The 20,623-nt window shown below is 39.0% G+C and carries 15 protein-coding genes; 7 read left to right on the forward strand and 8 right to left on the reverse strand.

Annotated features, from left to right (window positions below; translation table 11 throughout):
• Positions 1-8: 8 nt before the first annotated feature.
• Positions 9-1,649, reverse strand: a complete 1,641-nt coding sequence (locus AC1M9M_RS01065) for a CTP synthase (RefSeq protein ID WP_035263731.1) — start codon at positions 1,647-1,649, stop codon at positions 9-11.
• A 227-nt stretch (positions 1,650-1,876) separates the two neighbouring features.
• On the opposite strand from AC1M9M_RS01065, the gene AC1M9M_RS01070 reads away from it, so the two are divergent.
• A complete protein-coding gene (locus tag AC1M9M_RS01070; RefSeq protein WP_481587524.1) occupies positions 1,877-2,275 on the forward strand; it encodes an internalin in 399 nt (132 codons plus the stop codon).
• A 97-nt stretch (positions 2,276-2,372) separates the two neighbouring features.
• Here the strand turns inward: AC1M9M_RS01070 and AC1M9M_RS01075 are convergent, their stop codons facing one another.
• The 3 genes from AC1M9M_RS01075 to AC1M9M_RS01085 all read right to left on the reverse strand — a co-directional run bounded on the left by AC1M9M_RS01075 (position 2,373) and on the right by AC1M9M_RS01085 (position 6,103).
• On the reverse strand, positions 2,373-3,473 hold the full coding sequence (locus AC1M9M_RS01075; RefSeq protein ID WP_481595355.1) for a YheT family hydrolase: 1,101 nt from the start codon (positions 3,471-3,473) through the stop codon (positions 2,373-2,375).
• Between the two features lie 51 nt (positions 3,474-3,524).
• Positions 3,525-3,932, reverse strand: a complete 408-nt coding sequence (locus AC1M9M_RS01080; protein WP_035263736.1) for a nuclear transport factor 2 family protein — start codon at positions 3,930-3,932, stop codon at positions 3,525-3,527.
• 146 nt (positions 3,933-4,078) lie between these two features.
• Entirely contained in the window at positions 4,079-6,103 is a 2,025-nt protein-coding gene (locus tag AC1M9M_RS01085; RefSeq protein WP_481595356.1) for a 2,4-dienoyl-CoA reductase FMN-binding domain-containing protein, read from the reverse strand.
• Positions 6,104-6,241: 138 nt separating this feature from the next.
• Between AC1M9M_RS01085 and AC1M9M_RS01090 the strand changes: the two genes are divergently transcribed.
• From AC1M9M_RS01090 to AC1M9M_RS01100, 3 genes are all read left to right on the forward strand, one after another.
• Positions 6,242-6,784, forward strand: a complete 543-nt coding sequence (locus AC1M9M_RS01090; protein ID WP_481595357.1) for a PadR family transcriptional regulator — start codon at positions 6,242-6,244, stop codon at positions 6,782-6,784.
• 11 nt (positions 6,785-6,795) lie between these two features.
• Entirely contained in the window at positions 6,796-7,704 is a 909-nt protein-coding gene (locus AC1M9M_RS01095; protein WP_481595358.1) for an alpha/beta fold hydrolase, read from the forward strand.
• Between the two features lie 75 nt (positions 7,705-7,779).
• A complete protein-coding gene (locus AC1M9M_RS01100; RefSeq protein WP_481591066.1) occupies positions 7,780-8,502 on the forward strand; it encodes an SIR2 family NAD-dependent protein deacylase in 723 nt (240 codons plus the stop codon).
• 9 nt (positions 8,503-8,511) lie between these two features.
• Here the strand turns inward: AC1M9M_RS01100 and AC1M9M_RS01105 are convergent, their stop codons facing one another.
• Together AC1M9M_RS01105 and AC1M9M_RS01110 are read right to left on the reverse strand one after the other, a co-directional pair.
• Positions 8,512-9,399 carry a DUF4349 domain-containing protein gene (locus tag AC1M9M_RS01105; RefSeq protein WP_481595359.1) on the reverse strand — a complete coding sequence of 296 codons (888 nt, stop codon included), beginning with the start codon at positions 9,397-9,399 and terminating at the stop codon, positions 8,512-8,514.
• Between the two features lie 168 nt (positions 9,400-9,567).
• Positions 9,568-11,025 carry an aspartate ammonia-lyase gene (locus tag AC1M9M_RS01110; protein WP_481595360.1) on the reverse strand — a complete coding sequence of 486 codons (1,458 nt, stop codon included), beginning with the start codon at positions 11,023-11,025 and terminating at the stop codon, positions 9,568-9,570.
• Positions 11,026-11,393: 368 nt separating this feature from the next.
• Here AC1M9M_RS01110 and putP point away from each other — a divergent pair, with 368 nt between their 5' ends.
• A complete protein-coding gene (gene putP / locus AC1M9M_RS01115; RefSeq protein ID WP_180027777.1) occupies positions 11,394-12,908 on the forward strand; it encodes a sodium/proline symporter PutP in 1,515 nt (504 codons plus the stop codon).
• Between the two features lie 45 nt (positions 12,909-12,953).
• On the opposite strand, the gene AC1M9M_RS01120 is transcribed toward putP, so the two are convergent.
• A complete protein-coding gene (locus AC1M9M_RS01120; protein WP_035263751.1) occupies positions 12,954-13,445 on the reverse strand; it encodes an Lrp/AsnC ligand binding domain-containing protein in 492 nt (163 codons plus the stop codon).
• Positions 13,446-13,570: 125 nt separating this feature from the next.
• Between AC1M9M_RS01120 and putA the strand changes: the two genes are divergently transcribed.
• Complete coding sequence (gene putA, locus AC1M9M_RS01125; protein ID WP_481595361.1) at positions 13,571-17,320, forward strand: trifunctional transcriptional regulator/proline dehydrogenase/L-glutamate gamma-semialdehyde dehydrogenase; 3,750 nt, start codon at positions 13,571-13,573, stop codon at positions 17,318-17,320.
• 51 nt (positions 17,321-17,371) lie between these two features.
• Here putA and pepN read toward each other — a convergent pair whose 3' ends face one another.
• Entirely contained in the window at positions 17,372-19,981 is a 2,610-nt protein-coding gene (pepN, locus tag AC1M9M_RS01130) for an aminopeptidase N (RefSeq protein WP_481595362.1), read from the reverse strand.
• Between the two features lie 304 nt (positions 19,982-20,285).
• Between pepN and AC1M9M_RS01135 the strand changes: the two genes are divergently transcribed.
• A complete protein-coding gene (locus AC1M9M_RS01135; RefSeq protein ID WP_481595363.1) occupies positions 20,286-20,549 on the forward strand; it encodes a hypothetical protein in 264 nt (87 codons plus the stop codon).
• The last annotated feature ends 74 nt before the right edge of the window (positions 20,550-20,623 follow it).

The raw sequence follows: 20,623 nt of genomic DNA on the forward strand, positions 1-20,623 counted from the left end.
GACATTCATTATTTCGATTTTTGATACTGTTTTTTAGCAGCATCAATAAAACCAGCAAATAATGGATGACCATCACGTGGAGAACTTGTAAATTCCGGGTGGAATTGTACAGCAATAAACCAAGGATGTTGAGGAATTTCAACAGTTTCAACTAAACGTTGGATTGGTGAATAACCAGAAATTTTCATACCTTTTTCTTCTAAAGTAGGAATATAACGATTATTCATTTCGTAACGATGGCGATGACGTTCAATAATTTCTACTGAACCATACACTTCTGCAGTTTTAGTGCCTTCAACCAATTCTGATTTTTGAGCGCCAAGACGCATTGTTCCACCAAGATCAGAATCTACAGAACGTTGTTGTACTTCACCACGTTCGTCTAACCATTCCGTAATCAAACCAATTAAAGGCGATTTAGTTGAACGGTTAAATTCAGTTGAAGTTGCATCTACGATACCAGCAACATTACGTGCGTATTCAATGACCGCAAGTTGCATACCCAAGCAAATACCAAGGAATGGAATTCCATTCTCACGTGCGAATTTAATCGCTTGCATCTTACCTTCAGTACCGCGCTCGCCAAAACCACCAGGAACTAAGATTGCGTCAGCATCTTTCAACACCTCCGCTACATCTTGGCTTTCTAGTTCTTCGGCATTGACATAATCAATTTGAACTTTAACGCGGTTTTGGATACCTGCATGTAAGAGTGCTTCGTTTACAGATTTATAAGCATCTGGAAGTTCAACATATTTACCCACCATCGCAACACGAACAGTGTACTCAGGATTTAATAGTGCTTCTACGACATTATCCCAATCTGAAAGATCGGCTTCTGGTAAATCGTTATAACCAAAACGCTCGCAAATTAAATCATCAACGTCTTGTTCATAGAACGTACGTGGAATTTCGTAAATTGTGCGTGCATCTTTACACACCACAACTGCACGAGCTTCTACGTTCGTGAACAACGCAATTTTACGCTTTGTATCAGCATCAACATCGTGTTCAGTACGACAGATCAAAATATCTGGTTGAATACCGATTGAGAGTAATTCTTTCACTGAGTGCTGAGTTGGTTTTGTTTTCAACTCTGCAGCTGACTTGATATATGGCAACAACGTTAAATGCATCAGCATTGTGCGTTTGTGACCAAGTTCAACCATTAACTGACGAACAGATTCCATGAATGGGAGAGATTCAATGTCACCTACTGTACCGCCAATCTCAACAATAGCAACGTCATAGCCTTCACCAGCGCGAAGAACACGTTCTTTAATATTGTCTGTAATGTGTGGAATAACTTGAACTGTTCCACCAAGGTAATCACCGCGACGCTCTTTATTTAAAACGTCTTGGTACACGCGACCAGATGTAAAGTTATTAAGCTTGGTCATTTTCGCACGACGCAAGAAACGTTCGTAATAACCCAAGTCTAAGTCAGTTTCCGCACCATCCTCTGTGACAAAAACTTCACCATGTTGGAACGGGCTCATCGTCCCTGGATCGACATTAATATATGGATCCATTTTCACCATGGTTACTTTTAATCCACGGGCTTCTAAAAGTGCAGCAACTGAAGCAGCTGAAATACCTTTACCTAGTGATGAAACAACACCACCAGTAACGAAAATAAAATGGGTCATTGGGTTTCTCGTACAATCGAGCCTAAATCGGCCTGCAATGTTGCGCAATTTTACTTTACTCTGTACCTATAAAGCAAAGTCAATCCGCATCAATTCAAAGAACAATAAACAATTGGTTATTCTATCATCATTTCCAATAAAGATTCACGCACACTTTCAGTGATTTTCATCTGTTAATTTGCTGTTATACTACGTCAGTCGATCTAGCTAGTTTGTTTTGAGCAACTATGAATAAAAAATTTTTAATCGGTGGTGCAATCTTATCTGCACTCCTCGTTACTGCATGTGTAAAAAAAGAAGCGCCTAAGGAAGAAGAACAGGAACAAACTGTTGAAACAACTGAACAGGCAGAACAAATTGAGAACATTGAGATTTCTGAACCAGAAATCGAACCTGAGCCACCAACTCAAGTTGAAATTGAGCATCAGGAGACAAACAATACGTCAGCGACTATTCGTCGTGAATACCGCGATGCTCCTGCACAAACGAATCCTGCCCCAGCACCAGCTGTTGAAAATGTAGAACGCCCTACACCTTCTCCAAGTGCATCAACAGGTGGTTCTCAATCTGAAGATGATGCTGTTGCCGCTGCTATTGCTGCTGCTACCCCTGCTTTAGAAAACTAATTTTCGAATTTAAAAAAACCGAGTGACAAGACTCGGTTTTTTTATGTCAACATAAATGAAAGTCAAATTGTTATTCATTTATAAACAACAAAAATTGTCAGGCTTTCTCTAATTCTAAAAAAAATTCTGCAATTAATTTGTGTGCCCAAGATTCTGGATTTTTATTACCTTCATAGAAACAGCAATGGCTTCCTTTTTTTGTGGTCACTACTGCCATGTTCGGCATATGTTGAATCACTTCTTTATAAGGCTCTAAATTGCGGATATGGCATACTGGATCGTCTTCCGAATTTAAAATCATCAACGGCACTCTAATCTTCTCAAAGACATAGATGGGATTTGTCGCTTTACAATATGCGTCATAATTTTCAAATCCAGCGAACTGATAATATGTATTTTCAAAATCAAATAAATCTTTAGCAACACTCAGTTGCTTTAAACTTTCTAAATTTCGCCAATGTTGCTCATAAGGTTTTAAAAAATGTGCATTTAACTTTTTTGCCATCAAACGGCTATAAAAAGGATGAACATTTGAAAAACCAGTTTCCGTATTGTATCCAGGACAAAGTGCGAAAGCCGCTTGAATTGGTGTGGAGCTTTCTTCCTCACCTAAATATCGAACCAATAATCCAGTTCCTGCTGAAGACCCAACTGCATACAATTTAGAATATGGTAAGCGCTGTTGAATATGTTCAATCTGCTCTCTTAGATCTTGCGTGTTTCCAAAAAGATTAATTTTAGGAACTGAAAGTGGTAGACCTGCATGCCCTCGTCTTAAACACAATGCAATACGCCAACCAGTTACTTGATGTAAGTCTCTGACCAATTCTCTCATACTGGCTGGGCTTCCAGTAATGGTATGCAGCACTAAAATAGTAGGTGTTTCCGCAGGCAGATGCATGCCATACCAAGCAATACCCGTTGTTCCCCCATCAGACATTGTTAACTGTTCAATGAAGTCATATTCTAATTTTACGGTTTTCTTTCGAATTTTATCAAAATACACCAAGTGAGCATGCGTATTCGAGAGCCACGGCGTTGGTCTATATTTATAATGCAGACGTTTCAAGTTTGAAATCACATGCGCTAACTCACCTTGCGGATTAAAATAGATTGAAGGTATAGCTGCACCAGTAAAATGATCAAGTTGGGTTTGAGTGAATTCTTGCATCCACTTGAAACGCTGATTAAGATTCATACAGACTCCGAATTTACTTACTCCAATTCATAAGCCAAAAACATGCCTAATTTATTTTGGTAGAAATTGAGCCATACGTTGGCCCATTTGCAACGCCAAAGCCTCTAAACCACTTTTAGGCCGAATCATCACCTCAAAGTCAATAATTTGACCTTGCTCATTAAACTGGATCATATCAATCCCTTTTAATGTTTTTTCACCGACATTTGCGGAAAATTCGAGCACAACACTGAGCCCATCTGCTGTATAGAACTCACGGTGATAACGAAAATTTTCAAAGATCTCAATCACATTGGTCAAAATAAAAGTAACAACTTGTTTGCCTGGATAAGGCTTAAATGCGACGGGTGATTTAAATACGACTTCTTCAGACAAAAGCTCATTCAATAGACTTAAATCACGTGTTTCAAGCATGTGGTGCCAACGTTGAATAGATTTTTGTGTGGTTTCGAGTGTCATTTTTATGTCCTTTTTGTTGTATCAGTCCAACCTTTTAGAAGAAAAGGGAGAATACTGCGTCAAGGAGAGGTCTCATTTAATTAAGTACCCTCTCCAAATCCTCTTCTTGCACTTTCATCTATAATATAAGAGAGAAATTTTATGGCTTAAATCTTGACAGCCAATTCAGCACCTTGACGAATCGCACGTTTTGCATCTAGCTCACCCGCTTCTTTCGCCCCACCAATTAAATGAACTTTTTTACCTGCCTGTTCAAGTTGATCAAACATAGCCGTATATGACTCTTGACCTGCACAAATCACCACATGATCCACGTTTAAGACGGTAGTTTGATCATTGATTGTGATATGTAAACCTTGGTCATCAATCTTGTTATACGTTGCACCTGGAATCATTTTTACATCGCGATTTTTTAATCCAGTACGATGAATCCAACCCGTCGTTTTACCCAAGCCTGCACCAACTGAAGTGGCTTTACGTTGTAATAAGTAGATTTCACGTGATGGCTGTTCTACTTGAGCAGGTTTTAAACCTCCTACATTAGAATATGATGTATCAATTCCCCATTCATCATAAAATTTTTGAGGATTCAAGCTTCCACTTTCCCCCTCATGGGTTAGATACTCAGCAGTATCAAAACCAATACCACCAGCACCAATAATCGCAACACGCTGTCCGACTGGTTTTTTCTCTCTTAAAACTTCGATATAAGACAACACTTTTGGATGATCAATTCCTTCAATATCTAAATGTCGAGGTGTCACACCTGTAGCGACTACAATTTCATCAAACTGATCTGTATTGAGCTCTTCAAAAGTTGCAGTATGGTTAAGTTTTAATTGCATTAAAGGCTGCAACTCAATTTTTCGCTTAAAGTAACGCAATGTCTCATAAAACTCCTCCTTTCCTGGAATCGTTTTTGCAATATTAAATTGCCCCCCAATTTGATCGGCTGCTTCAAAAATGGTGACCTGATGACCACGGTCAGCTGCATAAGTACCAAAACTCAATCCTGCAGGACCTGCACCAATGACAGCAATTTTTTTAGGCGTATGGGTTTCTTTAAAAATGAGTTCAGTTTCATGGCATGCACGTGGATTAACCAAGCATGACGCAATTCTGAGTGAAAAAATATGATCCAAACACGCTTGGTTACAGCCAATACACGTGTTGATTTCGTCACTTCTACCCTGTTCAGCTTTTAGTACAAATTCTGCATCTGCAAGCATTGGGCGAGCAATAGAAATCATATCTGCATGACCTGAAGCTAACACGTGTTCAGCCATTTCAGGGGTATTGATACGATTTGAGGTAATCAATGGAATATTAACTTCACCTTTTAGCTTTTCTGTCACCCATGTAAATGCTGCTCGAGGTACTTTCGTTGCAATCGTGGGTATACGCGCTTCATGCCAACCAATCCCTGTATTAATGATAGTCGCTCCGGCTTTCTCAATTTCTTTTGCAAGATGGATGACCTCCTCAAGCGTTGAACCGCCCTCAACCAAGTCGAGCATCGAAAGTCTATAAATGATAATAAAGTTTTCACCCACCTCTGCACGGGTACGTTTTACAATTTCAATCGGCAAACGAATGCGGTTTTCATAACTCCCACCCCATTCGTCATCACGGTGATTGGTACGTGCTGCGATAAACTCATTGATGAGGTAACCTTCAGACCCCATAATCTCAACACCATCATAACCTGCATATTGAGCCAGCTTTGCACAGTTGGCAAAATCATCAATGGTTTGATGAACTTCAGCCGAGCTTAAAGCATGAGGTTTAACTGGATTAATTGGTGCCTGAATTGCTGATGGTGCAACATTTTCAGGCTGATATGAATATCGACCAGTATGCAAAATCTGCATTGCAATCTTACCGCCAGCATCATGTACTGCTTGTGTAATGATTTTATGTTTCTCAGCTTCAGCAATCGAGTCTAATTTTGACCCTCCAGCAAAAGTCACACCAGCATCGTTGGGTGAAATCCCCCCCGTCACGATAAGACCGACCTGTCCTTGAGCACGCTCAGCATAAAATGCGGCCATACGTTCATAGCCACCTTCAACCTCTTCTAAACCTACGTGCATTGAACCCATCAATACACGATTTTTTAAAGTGGTAAAACCTAAATCTAGTGGTGCAAGTAAGTTTGGATAATTTGACATTCTGACCTCATGGCTCGCGTTTGCTTGCTATTATTGTGTGCTTCATGCAACTTGTTGCATAAATATATATTCTAATTTTGCATTTTATGCAACATGTTGCATAATAAAGTTGATTCAACATTTTACGATATATGATTTATGTCTTTAGCACATGTTTTGTTGACCAGTCTCATTGAAAAACCAAGTACAGGTATTGAACTTGCGCGTCGCTTTGACCGTTCTATGGGATTCTTTTGGAATGCAACTCACCAACAAATCTATCGTGAACTCAATGCTATGCAAAAAAAAGGTTGGGTTTCGACTATTGATGAAGGTGATCCCAACTCGAGAAAGAAAAAATATAAAGTTGATGCTCTAGGTCGAACTGAACTTGCCAATTGGATGGTACAGCATAGTGAGCCTGCCCAACTCAGAGAAGAATTGATGGTGCGTTTAAGAGCTGAAGCACAACTAGGTGGTAATAATGTGCTGACAGAATTGGAGTCTCATTTAGAAATTCATAAAAATAAGTTAAAAATATACCAAGCGATTTACGACAAAGATTTTGCCAATAAAAATAATGATGATCGTACACTCTATATTCATAAAATGATTCTTCAATTAGGCATTGAATTAGAGCAAGGTTGGATCAGTTGGTTAGAACGTGTAATTCCACAATTGAAAATAATGAATACAAAATAAAGGATATATCTATGCCATTTTATACCATGCAAGATGACGAAAAATTATATGTTCGTGAAATAGGTCAAGGTGAACCTGTTTTGGTGCTATCTGGTTTAGGAATGCAAAGTTGGCAATGGATTCCTTTTTTTGCATTTAATTTAAAGAAATATAAATTTATTATTCCTGACTGGCGTGGTTTTGGTGGGTCTAAGCATTGTAAAATTCCAGATGCTGATGCTATTTCAAGTCACTGGAACGATATTCAGGCATTGATCAGTCAACGCCCTAGACAACAATATAAAGTGATTGCTTATTCTATGGGGGCAACTACTGCCATGCATGGTATGCAATATGGTCAATTTGCTGATCAAATCCAAGCATACTTGCATATTGATCAAACCCCTAAAATACCTTCTGATGAAACTTGGAGTTTCGGGCTATTGGGCGATCGCTATCCAGAGTTCAAAAAGCTACTCATCGAACTTTCTTCTTTTTTACATCAACATGAAAATTATCAAAACCTGAGTGAATTACCTACTCACTTAAGCCGCGAATTAGTCGAGCTTTGGGTTAAATTTTTATCTTTACAAGATAATCATCAATTGAGCGCTAAAATTTTTAAAACAACACTCAATCAACCGAAAATTCAAAAGTTAATCCTCCCTATGCAACGTCTCGACTATATGCGTTGGTACATTGACAACTATCTAAACCATAAAGAAGATTACAGAGCCGCGATCTCAAAGTTAGAATGTCCAGCAACTTTTTTTATCGGCGCTAAATCCGCACTCTATCCAGCGCAAGGGCAAAAGCTCATTGCTGAATCGGTTAAAAATCATCGTATCGTACTGTTTGAGCGCTCAGGGCATACGCCTTTGATCAATGAACCCATTAAATTCGCACAAGAAATTTCTAAATTTCTGAATCAAACTATATAAGCTCTAATGAATATTTGAATATTAAGTTGATCCAGACGTCATACGTGGGCATAAAATCAATAGGATGGAGATTGGATGAATCAGTCTAAAAAAAAGCTTGTGATTTTTTCGGGTGCTGGTATGAGTGCTGAAAGTGGTATCAATACATTTCGAGATAGCGATGGACTTTGGGAAAACCATCGCATAGAGGATGTCGCAACGCCCGAAGCTTGGCGTAACAATCCTGTTTTAGTACAGCGCTTTTACAATGAACGGCGAAAAAAAATTTTAGCATCTGAACCTAATGCAGCACATTTGGCGATTGCAGCACTTGAACAACATTATGATGTACATGTGATCACGCAGAATATTGATGACTTACATGAACGCGCTGGAAGCAAAAAAGTACTACATCTTCATGGAAATATAAGACTGGCCAAAACCTCAGGGCCAGATGCTCAATTCGCAGACAAATTTTACACAATTGAAGGTACTGAACTGGATATTTCTCGTGACTTCTGTGACGCTGGATATCCGCTTCGTCCACATGTCGTATGGTTTGGTGAATCCGTTCCCGCTTTTGAAGAAGCAGAAGTGATTTGCCAGCAAGCTGAAATCTTTGTTGTGATTGGAACAAGCTTAGCTGTTTATCCTGTTGCAAGCTTAGTACACAGTATTTCACCAAGCTGTGATGCGTATTATATCGACCCTAAAGCCGATCTCGGCCGTGTGCCACAACACTATACATGTATCTCAAAATCAGCAACCGAAGGAATGCAAGATTTGGCTAAACTTCTTTCTTCAGTTCAGCCAAATTGAGGCATGGGCTTATTTGAGTTTATCAAAATAAGGTTTTAACCATCGATATAACCAGAAGCCAATTAAGACAATCAAATAAAAAGGCCAAATCATTAATAAAAACACCAAAAGATCGAGCACAAATTGCCAGCCATATTTGATGCTATTCCAAGCACGCTGAATAAAGTGATCACCATTTAATCGCGCCACTGCATCAATATCAATATCAACCCTTTCTCGGACCAGTGTTGGTTGATTCAGTTGTAAACTGATCGTACTGAATTTAACACGGTCTTGAACTTCGAGTTGAGTGAGCCGTGTGATTTCATTCAAATGAGCTGGTCGTGCTTGACTTGAAATAGTCTGTGCTTGATTCATTTTTTCTTGAAGAAGCTTCAATTCAAAACGTTGTGCACTATAGCGTTGCTGATTCAGAAAAAACATTAAAGGTAAAAGTTGATTAACAACATGTGGGGCACGCTCACTCGGTACACGTAGCACCATAAAAGATATAGGTTCAACTTTTTCAAATACTTTTACTTTACCTTCTGAAATATTCTGACGTTTAAGATCAACCACATTGAAATCAATATCTTTTCTTTCAATAAATCCGCCTGCTTCAAGGGTTATTTTTTCAATCTCTAAACTGCTTTTCACCACATCTTTAACGGTAAAGTTAACTTGCGCCTCTCGAACCATACGACGAGTCAGTTCAACCGGATTAACCTCTTGATTTAATATGACCTCAGGTTTTTGCTCCTGGACGGGCAAAGTATTTGGTTCAGCCGCTTCTTGCATATCGACTTGAGTATCAGCAGTATTTTCTTGAACTGCTTCAGCAGAATGTTCCTCTATTTTTTTTGAACAGGATGCCAGCAACATCGAACACAGCAGCGTGCTTATTGCTATTCTTTTCATTCATTCTCTCTAAATTATAATGTTTGTATTGATAGCTCATAATTTTAATTATTATAAACATTCAATTAAGAAATTATACTTAAAAGTTTCAATGAAAATGGCATACCTCATTGAACGAAATATGCCATCAATTCATATTCAATTGATTTTCAGATTCTATCTACTCTATTAGCTTACTTTGTCCATGTTCATATCATCGACAACATGACCAGCGATCTCAGACACTAAATTTTCAAAAGAGAAAATTTGATTTAACTGCTCTTGCGTCAAAAGATTCTGCTCAATGACAACTTGCTGAATGGTTTTATTTTCTGCAAGACAAACCTTCCCAATTTCATCACATTTGGCATGACCTAGAATCGGATCTAATAATGTGACGATACCAACACTTCGCATCACTGCATCGTAACAAGTCTGTTCATTTGCAGTAATACCTTGAATACATTTGTTTTCTAGTGTTTGCATTGCTTGAATTAATAAATTGGTTGATTCATTCATGGTCAGTGCAATTACAGGTTCCATGACATTTAATTGTAATTGCCCCGCTTCAGCTGCCATGGTCACTGTCAAATCATTACCTATGACTTTAAAAGCAATTTGGTTCACTACTTCAGGAATAACTGGATTGATTTTCGCAGGCATAATGGATGAGCCGGCTTGTAATTCAGGTAATCTAATTTCAGCTAATCCCGTACGAGGCCCTGAACTTAATAAGCGCAGGTCATTACAAATTTTTGAGAGCTTGACGGCTAAACGCTTTAAAGTACTTGATAGAATAATAAATACGCCACAATCACTGGTGGCTTCAACATAGTCTTCAGCACCTTGTAATTTCAATCCAGTAATTTGAGAAAGCGTTTGAACCACTTCTAGTGCATATCCATGAGGTGTGTTCACACCCGTTCCAATCGCAGTCGCACCCAAATTTATTTCTAGCAGTAAATGACGCATCTTTTGGATGAGGCGATAGTCTTCTTTTAATAGCGTCGCAAATGCACGAAACTCTTGTCCGAGTGTCATGGGTACAGCATCTTGGAGTTGAGTTCGCCCCATTTTAATTACGTGTTGAAATTCAGATGCTTTGATCTCAATAGCAGCGATTAATGAGCGAACTTGAGACAATAAATCTTCTAAACTGTAATATGTTGCTAATCTCAATGCAGTGGGATAAACATCATTGGTCGATTGCGATTTATTCACATGGTCGTTTGGATGAATTACATCATATTGACCTTTAGGCAAGCCGAGATGCTCGAGTGCAAGGTTAGCCACCACTTCATTACTATTCATATTAATAGAAGTTCCAGCCCCACCCTGATAAATATCAATTGGAAATGATGATTTCCAACTTTCAGGCTGCTCAATCAGTTGATCACAAGCCCATTGAATCGCTTGACTGACGTCTTGACTCAATTTGGAAAATTTTAAATTTGTCTGTGCTGATGCTTTTTTTACCTGCGCCAATGCACGAATAAAATGTATGTTTTCACCTACCTGTTGATGCGAAATCTGAAAATTCTCCATCGCTCGCAGGGTATGAATCCCATAGTAACGATCGAAAGGAACTGCTTTTTCACCGAGCAGATCATGCTCTATTCTTGTTTTATCAAATTGAACCGTAGACACTTTTAATACTCAACAATAATGCACCATTATCGTGCAATATCGATGATAGGCTTCATGCTTATTTTCACTATTGATTTAATACTTCTTTATGCAATAAAAAATTACAACTTCGCTGTTTAAGTGACAAATGTAACTTTATGTTAAAAATAATCATTTATAGAATTGTTTTGAACCTCAAAGTAAACTTTTTTGAAAAAATAGTCTTTGTAACCAAAATTACATTCAGTTTCACTAAACGACTATAAATCTCACTCAAATGTAACAGAGCGTAATTTTCAAAACGTGCTTGAATCAGCTCCTCGAATAATTCGATTAAAAATTCATCTCGGAAAGATGGTCATTTAGGACAGACAAAGGATGGCATAGCAATGAGCCAATTAAATCCTACGCTAATCACATTTATTTTTTATATTGTGGCGATGCTTGGCATTGGGCTTTATGCCTACAAAGCCACGAATAATTTTGATGATTATATTTTAGGTGGTCGGAGTTTAGGCAGTGTCGTCACTGCATTATCCGCAGGTGCATCAGATATGAGTGGCTGGTTACTCATGGGCCTACCTGGTGCAATTTATCTCTCAGGTTTATCCGAAGCTTGGATTGCCATTGGTTTAATTATCGGTGCTTGGTTGAACTGGCTGTTGGTCGCGGGTCGTCTACGTGTTCATACCGAAATACAACATAACGCATTGACTCTCCCCGACTATTTCACCAGCCGCTTTGGTGATCGGAAAAAAGTTCTTCGTATCATCTCAGCTTTTGTAATTTTGATTTTCTTTGCAATTTATTGTGCCTCTGGCATGGTCGCAGGTGCACGTTTATTTGAAAGCCTATTTGGTTGGGATTACAACACAGCCCTATGGATTGGAGCAGTGGCAACGATTAGTTATGTCTGTATTGGCGGTTTCTTAGCCATCAGTTGGACAGATACATTCCAAGCAGGCTTGATGATCTTTGCGCTTTTACTTGCTCCAGTAATGACCTATTTAGCCATTGGTGAAAATGCTCAGCAAGTTAGTGTCATTGTGGAATCCGCACGCCCATTAGCGAATAATTTACTTTCAGATCTCAGCACTGTAGCAATTTTATCTTCAATGGCATGGGGACTTGGCTACTTTGGTCAACCACATATTCTTGTGCGCTTTATGGCAGCAGATTCCGTGAAGTCTATTCCAGCAGCACGTCGAATTGGAATGACATGGATGATTCTATGTCTTGGTGGTGCAGTCGCTGTCGGTTATTTCGGAATCGCTTACTTTGATACGTTTCCTCAACTCGGTGCTGCAGTCAATGCAAATCCTGAAACAGTCTTCATGGAATTAACTAAAATCTTATTTAATCCATGGGTTGCAGGAGTGATTCTTGCCGCGATTCTTGCTGCAGTGATGAGTACCCTAAGCTGCCAACTATTGGTATGCTCTACCACGCTTACAGAAGACTTATACAAAGCATTTATTCGTAAATCTGCCTCACAAACCGAGCTGGTTTGGGTAGGTCGTTTGATGGTATTAATCGTTGCGATTATGGCAATCTTCCTTGCAATGAATCCGAACAGCAAGGTACTCGGTTTAGTTGCTTATGCGTGGGCTGGCTTTGGTGCAGCATTTGGACCACTGATTATCCTTTCTCTCTTCTGGAAGCGAATGACCATCAATGGTGCATTGGCAGGTATGATTGTTGGTGCTGTTACCGTCATTGTATGGAAAAACACCATGGCTGATACTGGCGTCTATGAAATCATTCCTGGCTTTATTTTATCTTGGGTGAGTATTATGGTGGTGAGTTTATTAGGCCGCCCGCCAGCGCAAGATGTGACTGACCGTTTTGATGAAGCTCAACAGAAATATGAAATTGAAATGCAAGAAATCAAAAATGGAAGGTAATGAGAAATAAAAAATTAAGGGGCTTATAGCCCCTTTCTTATACATTTACTTTTTAAATGTTTGCTTAAGTTGCACTTGCGAAGATTCCTTAATAACTTCCATCACTGGATAGCTACGGGTTTCTTTGATGCCAGGCAGTTGCCATAAAACCTGTCCAGAGATCTTACGAAACTCTTCCATGTTGGCGCAACGAATTTTAACTACAAAATCAAACCCACCGCTGATCATGTGACATTCAACAATTTCAGGGTAACTTCTCACTGCATCAGAAAATTCTTCTAATACATTTGGAGTTGTTTTATCTAATAAAATTTCGACAAATACCACAAAACTTCGATTCAGCAGATCTGGATTTAACTTGGCTTCATAACCTGTAATATATCCATCTTTGGTTAGTTTTTGTACTCGAGCAAGCGCTGCTGTGGGAGAAAGATTGACCATTTCAGCAAGTTTTATATTTGATAGACGCCCATCTTTTTGCAAGATATCTAAAATTTTTAAATCTGTACGATCCAAGGTCATCATTTGAGTCTGCATGCGAATTATTCTCTAAATTTAACTCTAATTATAGTGAGTTATGCACCATATTTTCTGTAATTATAAATTAAATAAACCTTAAAGATAAATCTATTTCATTGTCACAGGACGCTGGCGTATATCTCATGGAACAACTTAGCTCACCCCTTTCTCGCCCATTAGACATTCAAGACATTACTGAATTTAAAGATAAATCAGATCTAGAATTAGAAATAAATCGTGCATGGCGCCGTGATGAATCTGAATGTGTCGAAACACTTCTCGAACAGACCGAGATTGATCAAGAAATTTCAGACAAAATTTATCAATTAGCCTTCAATTTAGCGCATTCATTACGTGAACGTAAAGGGTCAGCGGGCAAAGCAGGCATTGTACAGGGTTTATTACAAGAATTTTCATTATCTTCACAAGAAGGTATTGCGCTCATGTGTTTAGCTGAAGCGCTGTTACGTATCCCTGATAAAGCAACACGTGACTTATTGATCAAAGACAAAATCAACCAAGGCAATTGGAAAGATCATTTAGGTCAAAGCAGCCTAATGTTTGTAAACGCGGCAGCATGGGGCTTAATGTTGACCGGTAAATTAATGGAAACACCTAAAGCAAATAGTTTATCTGGTCTACTCACAGGCATCTTGGCACGAAGTGGCCGTGGCATTATTCGCAAAGCCGTTGATGTTGCTATGCGTATGATGGGTGAACAGTTTGTTACAGGTGAAACCATTGATGAGGCGTTAAATAATGCCGAACGATTAGAAGAACAAGGCTTCCGTTACTCATATGATATGTTAGGTGAAGCAGCACTTACAGATCATGATGCGGAGCGCTATTATCAAGATTATACAAATGCGATTCATGCGATTGGTAAGGCATCGTCTGACAAAGATGTTTACGAAGGCCCCGGTATCTCAATCAAACTTTCGGCGCTTCATTCACGTTATCAACGCTCGCAAATTGACCGTGTACACGATGAGCTTTATCACAAAGTCTTTAATTTAGCGGTTCTAGCGAAACAATATGATATTGGTCTAAATATCGATGCTGAAGAAACTGATCGGCTGGAAATTTCATTGGAACTTCTTGAACGCTTATGTTTCGAACCAAAATTGAATGGCTGGAAAGGCATTGGATTTGTGATTCAAGCTTATCAAAAAAGATGTTTTTGCGTGGTCGATTACATCATTGATTTAGCTAAGCGTAGTCAAAAACGTTTAATGATTCGTTTAGTCAAAGGCGCCTATTGGGACAGTGAAATTAAGAAAGCACAAGTTGAAGGCATGACCGATTATCCTGTCTTTACTCGAAAAGTGCACACAGATTTATCTTATATTGCATGTGCTCGCAAACTTTTAGCCGAACCAGACTTTATTTATCCACAATTCGCAACACATAATGCACAAACCTTAGCCACTATTTATCATTTGGCAAATCCTGAACAATATTATAAGGGACAATACGAATTCCAATGTTTACATGGCATGGGTGAACCACTTTATGAACAAGTCGTCGGTTCTAAAGCAGATGATAAACTTGGCGTACCTTGCCGAATTTATGCACCTGTCGGAAATCATGAAACCCTTTTGGCTTATTTGGTTAGACGATTGCTTGAAAATGGGGCAAACACGTCTTTTGTAAATCGTATTGCTGATAAAACACTCAAAATTGATGACTTGATTGAAAATCCACATCAAACCATTGATGTCACAAGTCGAATCGAAGGCAAAGTTGGATTAAAGCACCCTGCTATTCCATATCCGAAACATTTATATGCTGATCATCGCCCTAACTCTCTTGGAATTGATCTTGCAAATGACCAAGACCTTGAACATTTGAATCATACTTATCAACAATGGTCTAAAGTTCAAATTAAAGCCACCCCAATGGGTCTGAGATTAGATGAATCCGTACACGATACAGAGTCAATGGCAATTCTCAATCCTGCGAACCATCAAGATATTGTCGGTGAAGTGACGGAGACTCATGCCATGCAAGTGGAAATGGCGTTAGTTAATGCGACTGAAGCACAGCAGGATTGGCAAAATTTAGAAAAAGATCAACGTGCAGAATATTTAATTACAGCATCCAATGTGATGGAGTCTCGACTTGAAGAGCTAATGGTTCTGCTCAGTCGCGAAAGCGGTAAAACATTTGCCAATGCGATTGCTGAAGTACGCGAAGCAGTAGATTTCTTACGCTACTACGCAGCACAAGTGAAAGATCTAGAACACAAAGCCGTTATTCAACCCTTAGGTACAGTACTGTGTATTAGTCCTTGGAACTTCCCATTGGCAATTTTTACAGGTCAAATCGCGGCGGCACTTGTAACAGGGAATACTGTAATCGCCAAACCAGCGGAGCAAACTCCTTTAATTGCCTCAATTGCAGTTCAGATCCTTTGGGAATCTGGCGTACCACAATCTGTCTTACAGCTCTTGCCAGGACGTGGTGAAACAGTGGGTGCACAACTCAGTAGTGATCATCGTATTCAAGGTATTATGTTTACAGGGTCAACTGAGGTTGCGAAAATTTTGCAGAAAACCGTTGCAAAACGACTGAATCAATTTGGTCAATCAATACCTCTCATTGCAGAAACTGGCGGTCAAAATGCCATGATCGTAGATTCTTCTGCCCTGACTGAACAGGTGGTATTAGATGTTGTCAGCTCAGCATTTGATAGTGCAGGTCAGCGTTGTTCAGCACTGCGAATTTTATGTGTTCAAGAAGATAATGCACATACCGTGATCAAAATGCTCAAAGGTGCAATGAAGCAATTGCGTGTCGGCATTCCAAGTTTATTGAAAACTGATATTGGACCTGTAATTGATCGAGAAGCAAAACAAACCATTGATCAACATATTAATAAAATGAAATCTCTGGGTTATCCCGTTCAACAACTCATGTGGGATGAAGATGACTCTCATCTCAAGCAAGGGACATTTGTTAAACCGACTTTAGTTGAGTTACCACATTTAGATGATCTTGAACGTGAAGTTTTTGGTCCAGTACTGCATGTCATTACTTATAAATATGGCGAACTTGATCGACTTATTGATCAAATCAATGCCAAAGGCTATGGTTTGACTATGGGCTTACACACGCGTATCGATGAAACCATACAAACCGTAATTTCAAAAGCAGAAGTTGGAAATCTCTATATTAACCGCAACATTGTAGGTGCTGTTGTCGGTGTACAACCCTTCGGTGGAGAAGGTTTATCTGGTACAGGTCCCAAAGCTGGTGGACCGATGTATATTTATCGGTTAATGCATGAATGTACACATAAAAAAATTGAACAACCTTATGCAACGAGCAAAGGCGTTGAATTGACTGAACATCAAAACTTATTGAATCAATATAAAGATTGGGTCAATAAGTCATTTCCTCATTATCAAATGAAGGTGTTGCAACCAAGTTGTGTCGGACATAGCTATGAATTACAAGGACCAACAGGTGAAAGCAATCAATATGTTGTGTTACCGAGACATCGTGTTTTAAGCTTGGCAGATCAAGAAATAGATCAGATTCATCAACTTCATGCCATTCTCGCGGTTGGCTCTCAGCCAACTGTTCTAGGTGAGAATACGTTTGTTTTAAAATACTTACAGTCTATGCCTAAAGAGGTCGCTCAACGTATCGCCATTATTGCTGATATTGAGACAGGTAGTTTTGATGCAATTCTACATCATGGCACCAAAAATCAACTGTTAAAATTGCAAGATAAAGTGGCTCAGCGACAAGGTCCGATCATCGGAATAACACATCTAGAGCCTGGTAATTATGACATTCCTTTAGAACGCTTCTTTATTGAACGTGCAATTAGTATTAATACCGCAGCTGCAGGTGGTAATGCGAGTCTAATGACCATGCAAGCTTGATTCTGTTGAGTCAAAAAAACCAGTGCATTGCACTGGTTTTTTATTTGTGATTTAAACAGCAAGCATACTATTTAAAGTTTCAGATACATTTTTAGATTTCACGATAGGTTTCAATGCTTCGAGTTTCGCTTTGACTTCGGCTTGTTGAGGATGGGCTAACGTGTACCAACGTGATAAAAGTTGTAACAAACGTGAGCCTACAATCGGATTCTTTTCATCCAAATATTGAGCCAACTGAATAATATGATCTACCCCAAAACTCCAAGTATTGACAGGGTTTGAATTTAAACCACCAGTTACAGCACGGATTCGATTAGGTACTTTAAGATCGTAATCAGCATGTGATGTCAGTTTTTGAATCGTTTCTGCTGTCGCTTTCGGATGAGCTGCTTGGATCATAAACCACTGATCCATTGATAGAGCCTCATCTTTAAAACGCGTATAGAAATCTTCTAAAATCTCAACAGCTTGCGGTGCATCATTCCACACCAACACTTTTAAAGCACCTAAACGTTCAGACATATTACGTGTTTGACGATACTGTTGCTCAGCTAAATCAAATGCAGCCTCATCTCCTTGACGCGCAATAAATGAAAGCATGATGTTCTTTAAAGCACGTGTACCCATAGCTTGGGAAAAATCTGACTGTATTGCTGGATCTAATGATAAATAAGTCTCTTTAGCAAAATCACCTAAACGGCGAGACAAAGTATCTAATAGAGCATTACGCTTTTCATAGATCGCTGTCGGTTGATAATCGTGGTCAATACGACTACCCAAATAACCTTCACTCGGAACATCAAATAAACGTGAAGCTAACAGCGGATCTTGCTGAATTACTCTAGGTAGCGTTTTTAACATCGCTTCAATATATATGTCAGCAGGTTGGTCATTTAATAAGATGCGCTCAAGCAATGTTTGCGTCGCTTGCCACTGATTAAAGCCATTGGTTTCGTACTGTAATAAGAACGCAAGCTGTTCATCAGTATAATTAAACTCTAAATTCACAGGTGCAGAGAAATTTCGTAATAGTGAAATTACAGGCACCTTCGCCACGTTTTTAAACTCGATCGTTGCTTCATCAGTCGTGAATAAGTAAACACCATCTTTGACTTGATCTTCAACTAAAGCTGAGCATTCAAGTTGAAGTTGCTCACCAGTGTGTTCATCAAACAAAGCCAAAGCGACAGGAATTGGAACCGCTTTTAAGTTTGGATATTTTGGATGTGGTTTTAAACTTTGCTTAAAGTTTAAACGATAAGTTTTCTGCTCAGCATCATACTCACCTTTGGCTTCAAGCTTAGGTGTACCCGGTTGGTTATACCAAGTTAAAAATCCTGATAAATCCACACCAGAACCTGCTGATAATGCAGCAACCCAATCTTCCACAGTCACAGCTTGACCATCATGGCGACGGAAATACTCATCCGTTCCTTTACGGAATTTTTCTTTACCTAATAAAGTTGCCATCATTCGGTTAATTTCTGCACCTTTTTCATACACAGTCGCTGTATAGAAGTTATTAATTTCTACGAAATGATCTGGACGTGGAGGATGAGACAATGGGCCTGAATCCTCAGGGAATTGATGCGCTTTAAGCACTGCCACATCATCAATTCGTTGAACAGCAGCAGACTGCAAATCCTCAGAAAAAGATTGATCACGGAAAACGGTTAAACCTTCTTTCAGACAAAGTTGGAACCAGTCTCGGCAAGTAATACGATTACCCGTCCAGTTATGGAAATATTCATGAGCGATAACAGATTGAACACGCATAATCGCAGCATCAGTCGTGTATTCTTCATCAGCTAAAACACATGATGTGTTAAAAATATTAAGCCCTTTGTTTTCCATTGCACCCATATTGAATGCACTGGTCGCGACAATCATATAATTGTCTAAATCATAAGGTAATCCATAGTGCTCTTCATCCCAACGCATAGAATGTTTAAGTGCTTCCATGGCAATATGGCACTTAGGAATATCTTTTTCTTCAGCATAAATTTCTAGAGCTACATCACGACCTTCAGAAGTGACGTAACGATCTTTTAATACCGCTAAGTCTCCAATGACACATGCAAAGAGATAAGCTGGTTTCTTGGTTGGATCTTGCCAAATGGTATAATGACGTCCTTCGCCCACTTCACCCGCTTCAATTAAATTACCATTCGCCAGTAGGACTGGAAATTTCTTATCCGCTTCGACACGTGTTGTGAAAACAGACAGCACATCTGGACGGTCTGGATAGAACGTAATTTTACGAAAGCCTTCTGGCTCGTTTTGAGTTACAAACAGATCAGATGCTGCTTGGTATAAACCTTCAAGTTGTGTGTTTGATTCAGGATGAATTTCAACGACTGTAACGATGCATGCATCATCAGGTGCATCTTTAATCACTAACTGTTCATCATCTAGATGATATTGCGAAGAATCTAACTCTTGACCATTCAGTGTAATTGACTTCAACTCAAGCTCACGACCAAGCAATACCAAATCACCTTCAGTCTGACGTTGCATTTTTAGTGTGCCTGTCACCATCGTATGATCGTCATAGACTTGGATATTTAAATCAATCGAATCCACGACAAATGCTGGCTTCTGATAATCTTTCAAAAAAATCGTTTGATCTGCTTCGATCACTGGATTTGCCGCGATATTCATAACTCGTCCTATAAGCTGTTCTTTACAGCGATTATGCTTTTATGTGAAATCAATTGATCATAGGTCAAAATTGACGAATTGTCTGTGTTTGACGCTCTATTTAATATGGGTCTATTCATGTTTTTTTCAATTTAATTTATTTGTAGTAACAACAGTTTGCTTCTTTATTACCCGTTTCAAATATCTTGTCTAAGTACGATAGAAATGTAACAAAAATTCACTTCTTTATTTTCAAGCATAATTATTGCTTCAGTTTAAGAGCGGTAATCATCAAAAAACTTATAAATCATAAATGAGGTGAATCATGCTCATCAGGGACCATATAGTCAGAGTAGAAAACATCAGAACCATGCAGATGATGGATGCTGCTAAAATTGATCATCGCGTGATTGCAGCGTTTTTAACCAGTGAGGGAATGCCTATTGAAACATCAGAAGTCACAGCTGTATTGAAAAACTATGATGTACTCGGAATCAAGAGATTATCTCAAAAGAAATCTCAGGTACTGATCCAAGCTAAAATGCAACATTTTTCCGATTCAGAGCTCCCTTGCCCTTTAACCTATTAAATCCTCTATCTAGGTCGATCTAACACTTGAGGAAATGATTTTCCGGTTCGATCTATTCATATATTTCACATAAG

This window comes from Acinetobacter sp. ANC_7503, assembly GCF_056780035.1.

Excerpts from the sequence above, each read along its gene's own strand:
- AC1M9M_RS01065 (WP_035263731.1), bottom strand. The coding sequence starts at position 1,649 with ATGACCCATTTTATTTTCGTTACTGGTGGTGTTGTTTCATCACTAGGT.
- AC1M9M_RS01070 (WP_481587524.1), top strand. The coding sequence starts at position 1,877 with ATGAATAAAAAATTTTTAATCGGTGGTGCAATCTTATCTGCACTCCTC.
- AC1M9M_RS01075 (WP_481595355.1), bottom strand. The coding sequence starts at position 3,473 with ATGAATCTTAATCAGCGTTTCAAGTGGATGCAAGAATTCACTCAAACC.
- AC1M9M_RS01080 (WP_035263736.1), bottom strand. The coding sequence starts at position 3,932 with ATGACACTCGAAACCACACAAAAATCTATTCAACGTTGGCACCACATG.
- AC1M9M_RS01085 (WP_481595356.1), bottom strand. The coding sequence starts at position 6,103 with ATGTCAAATTATCCAAACTTACTTGCACCACTAGATTTAGGTTTTACC.
- AC1M9M_RS01090 (WP_481595357.1), top strand. The coding sequence starts at position 6,242 with ATGTCTTTAGCACATGTTTTGTTGACCAGTCTCATTGAAAAACCAAGT.
- AC1M9M_RS01095 (WP_481595358.1), top strand. The coding sequence starts at position 6,796 with ATGCCATTTTATACCATGCAAGATGACGAAAAATTATATGTTCGTGAA.
- AC1M9M_RS01100 (WP_481591066.1), top strand. The coding sequence starts at position 7,780 with ATGAATCAGTCTAAAAAAAAGCTTGTGATTTTTTCGGGTGCTGGTATG.
- AC1M9M_RS01105 (WP_481595359.1), bottom strand. The coding sequence starts at position 9,399 with ATGAAAAGAATAGCAATAAGCACGCTGCTGTGTTCGATGTTGCTGGCA.
- putP (WP_180027777.1), top strand. The coding sequence starts at position 11,394 with ATGAGCCAATTAAATCCTACGCTAATCACATTTATTTTTTATATTGTG.
- AC1M9M_RS01120 (WP_035263751.1), bottom strand. The coding sequence starts at position 13,445 with ATGCAGACTCAAATGATGACCTTGGATCGTACAGATTTAAAAATTTTA.
- putA (WP_481595361.1), top strand. The coding sequence starts at position 13,571 with ATGGAACAACTTAGCTCACCCCTTTCTCGCCCATTAGACATTCAAGAC.
- pepN (WP_481595362.1), bottom strand. The coding sequence starts at position 19,981 with ATGAATATCGCGGCAAATCCAGTGATCGAAGCAGATCAAACGATTTTT.
- AC1M9M_RS01135 (WP_481595363.1), top strand. The coding sequence starts at position 20,286 with ATGCTCATCAGGGACCATATAGTCAGAGTAGAAAACATCAGAACCATG.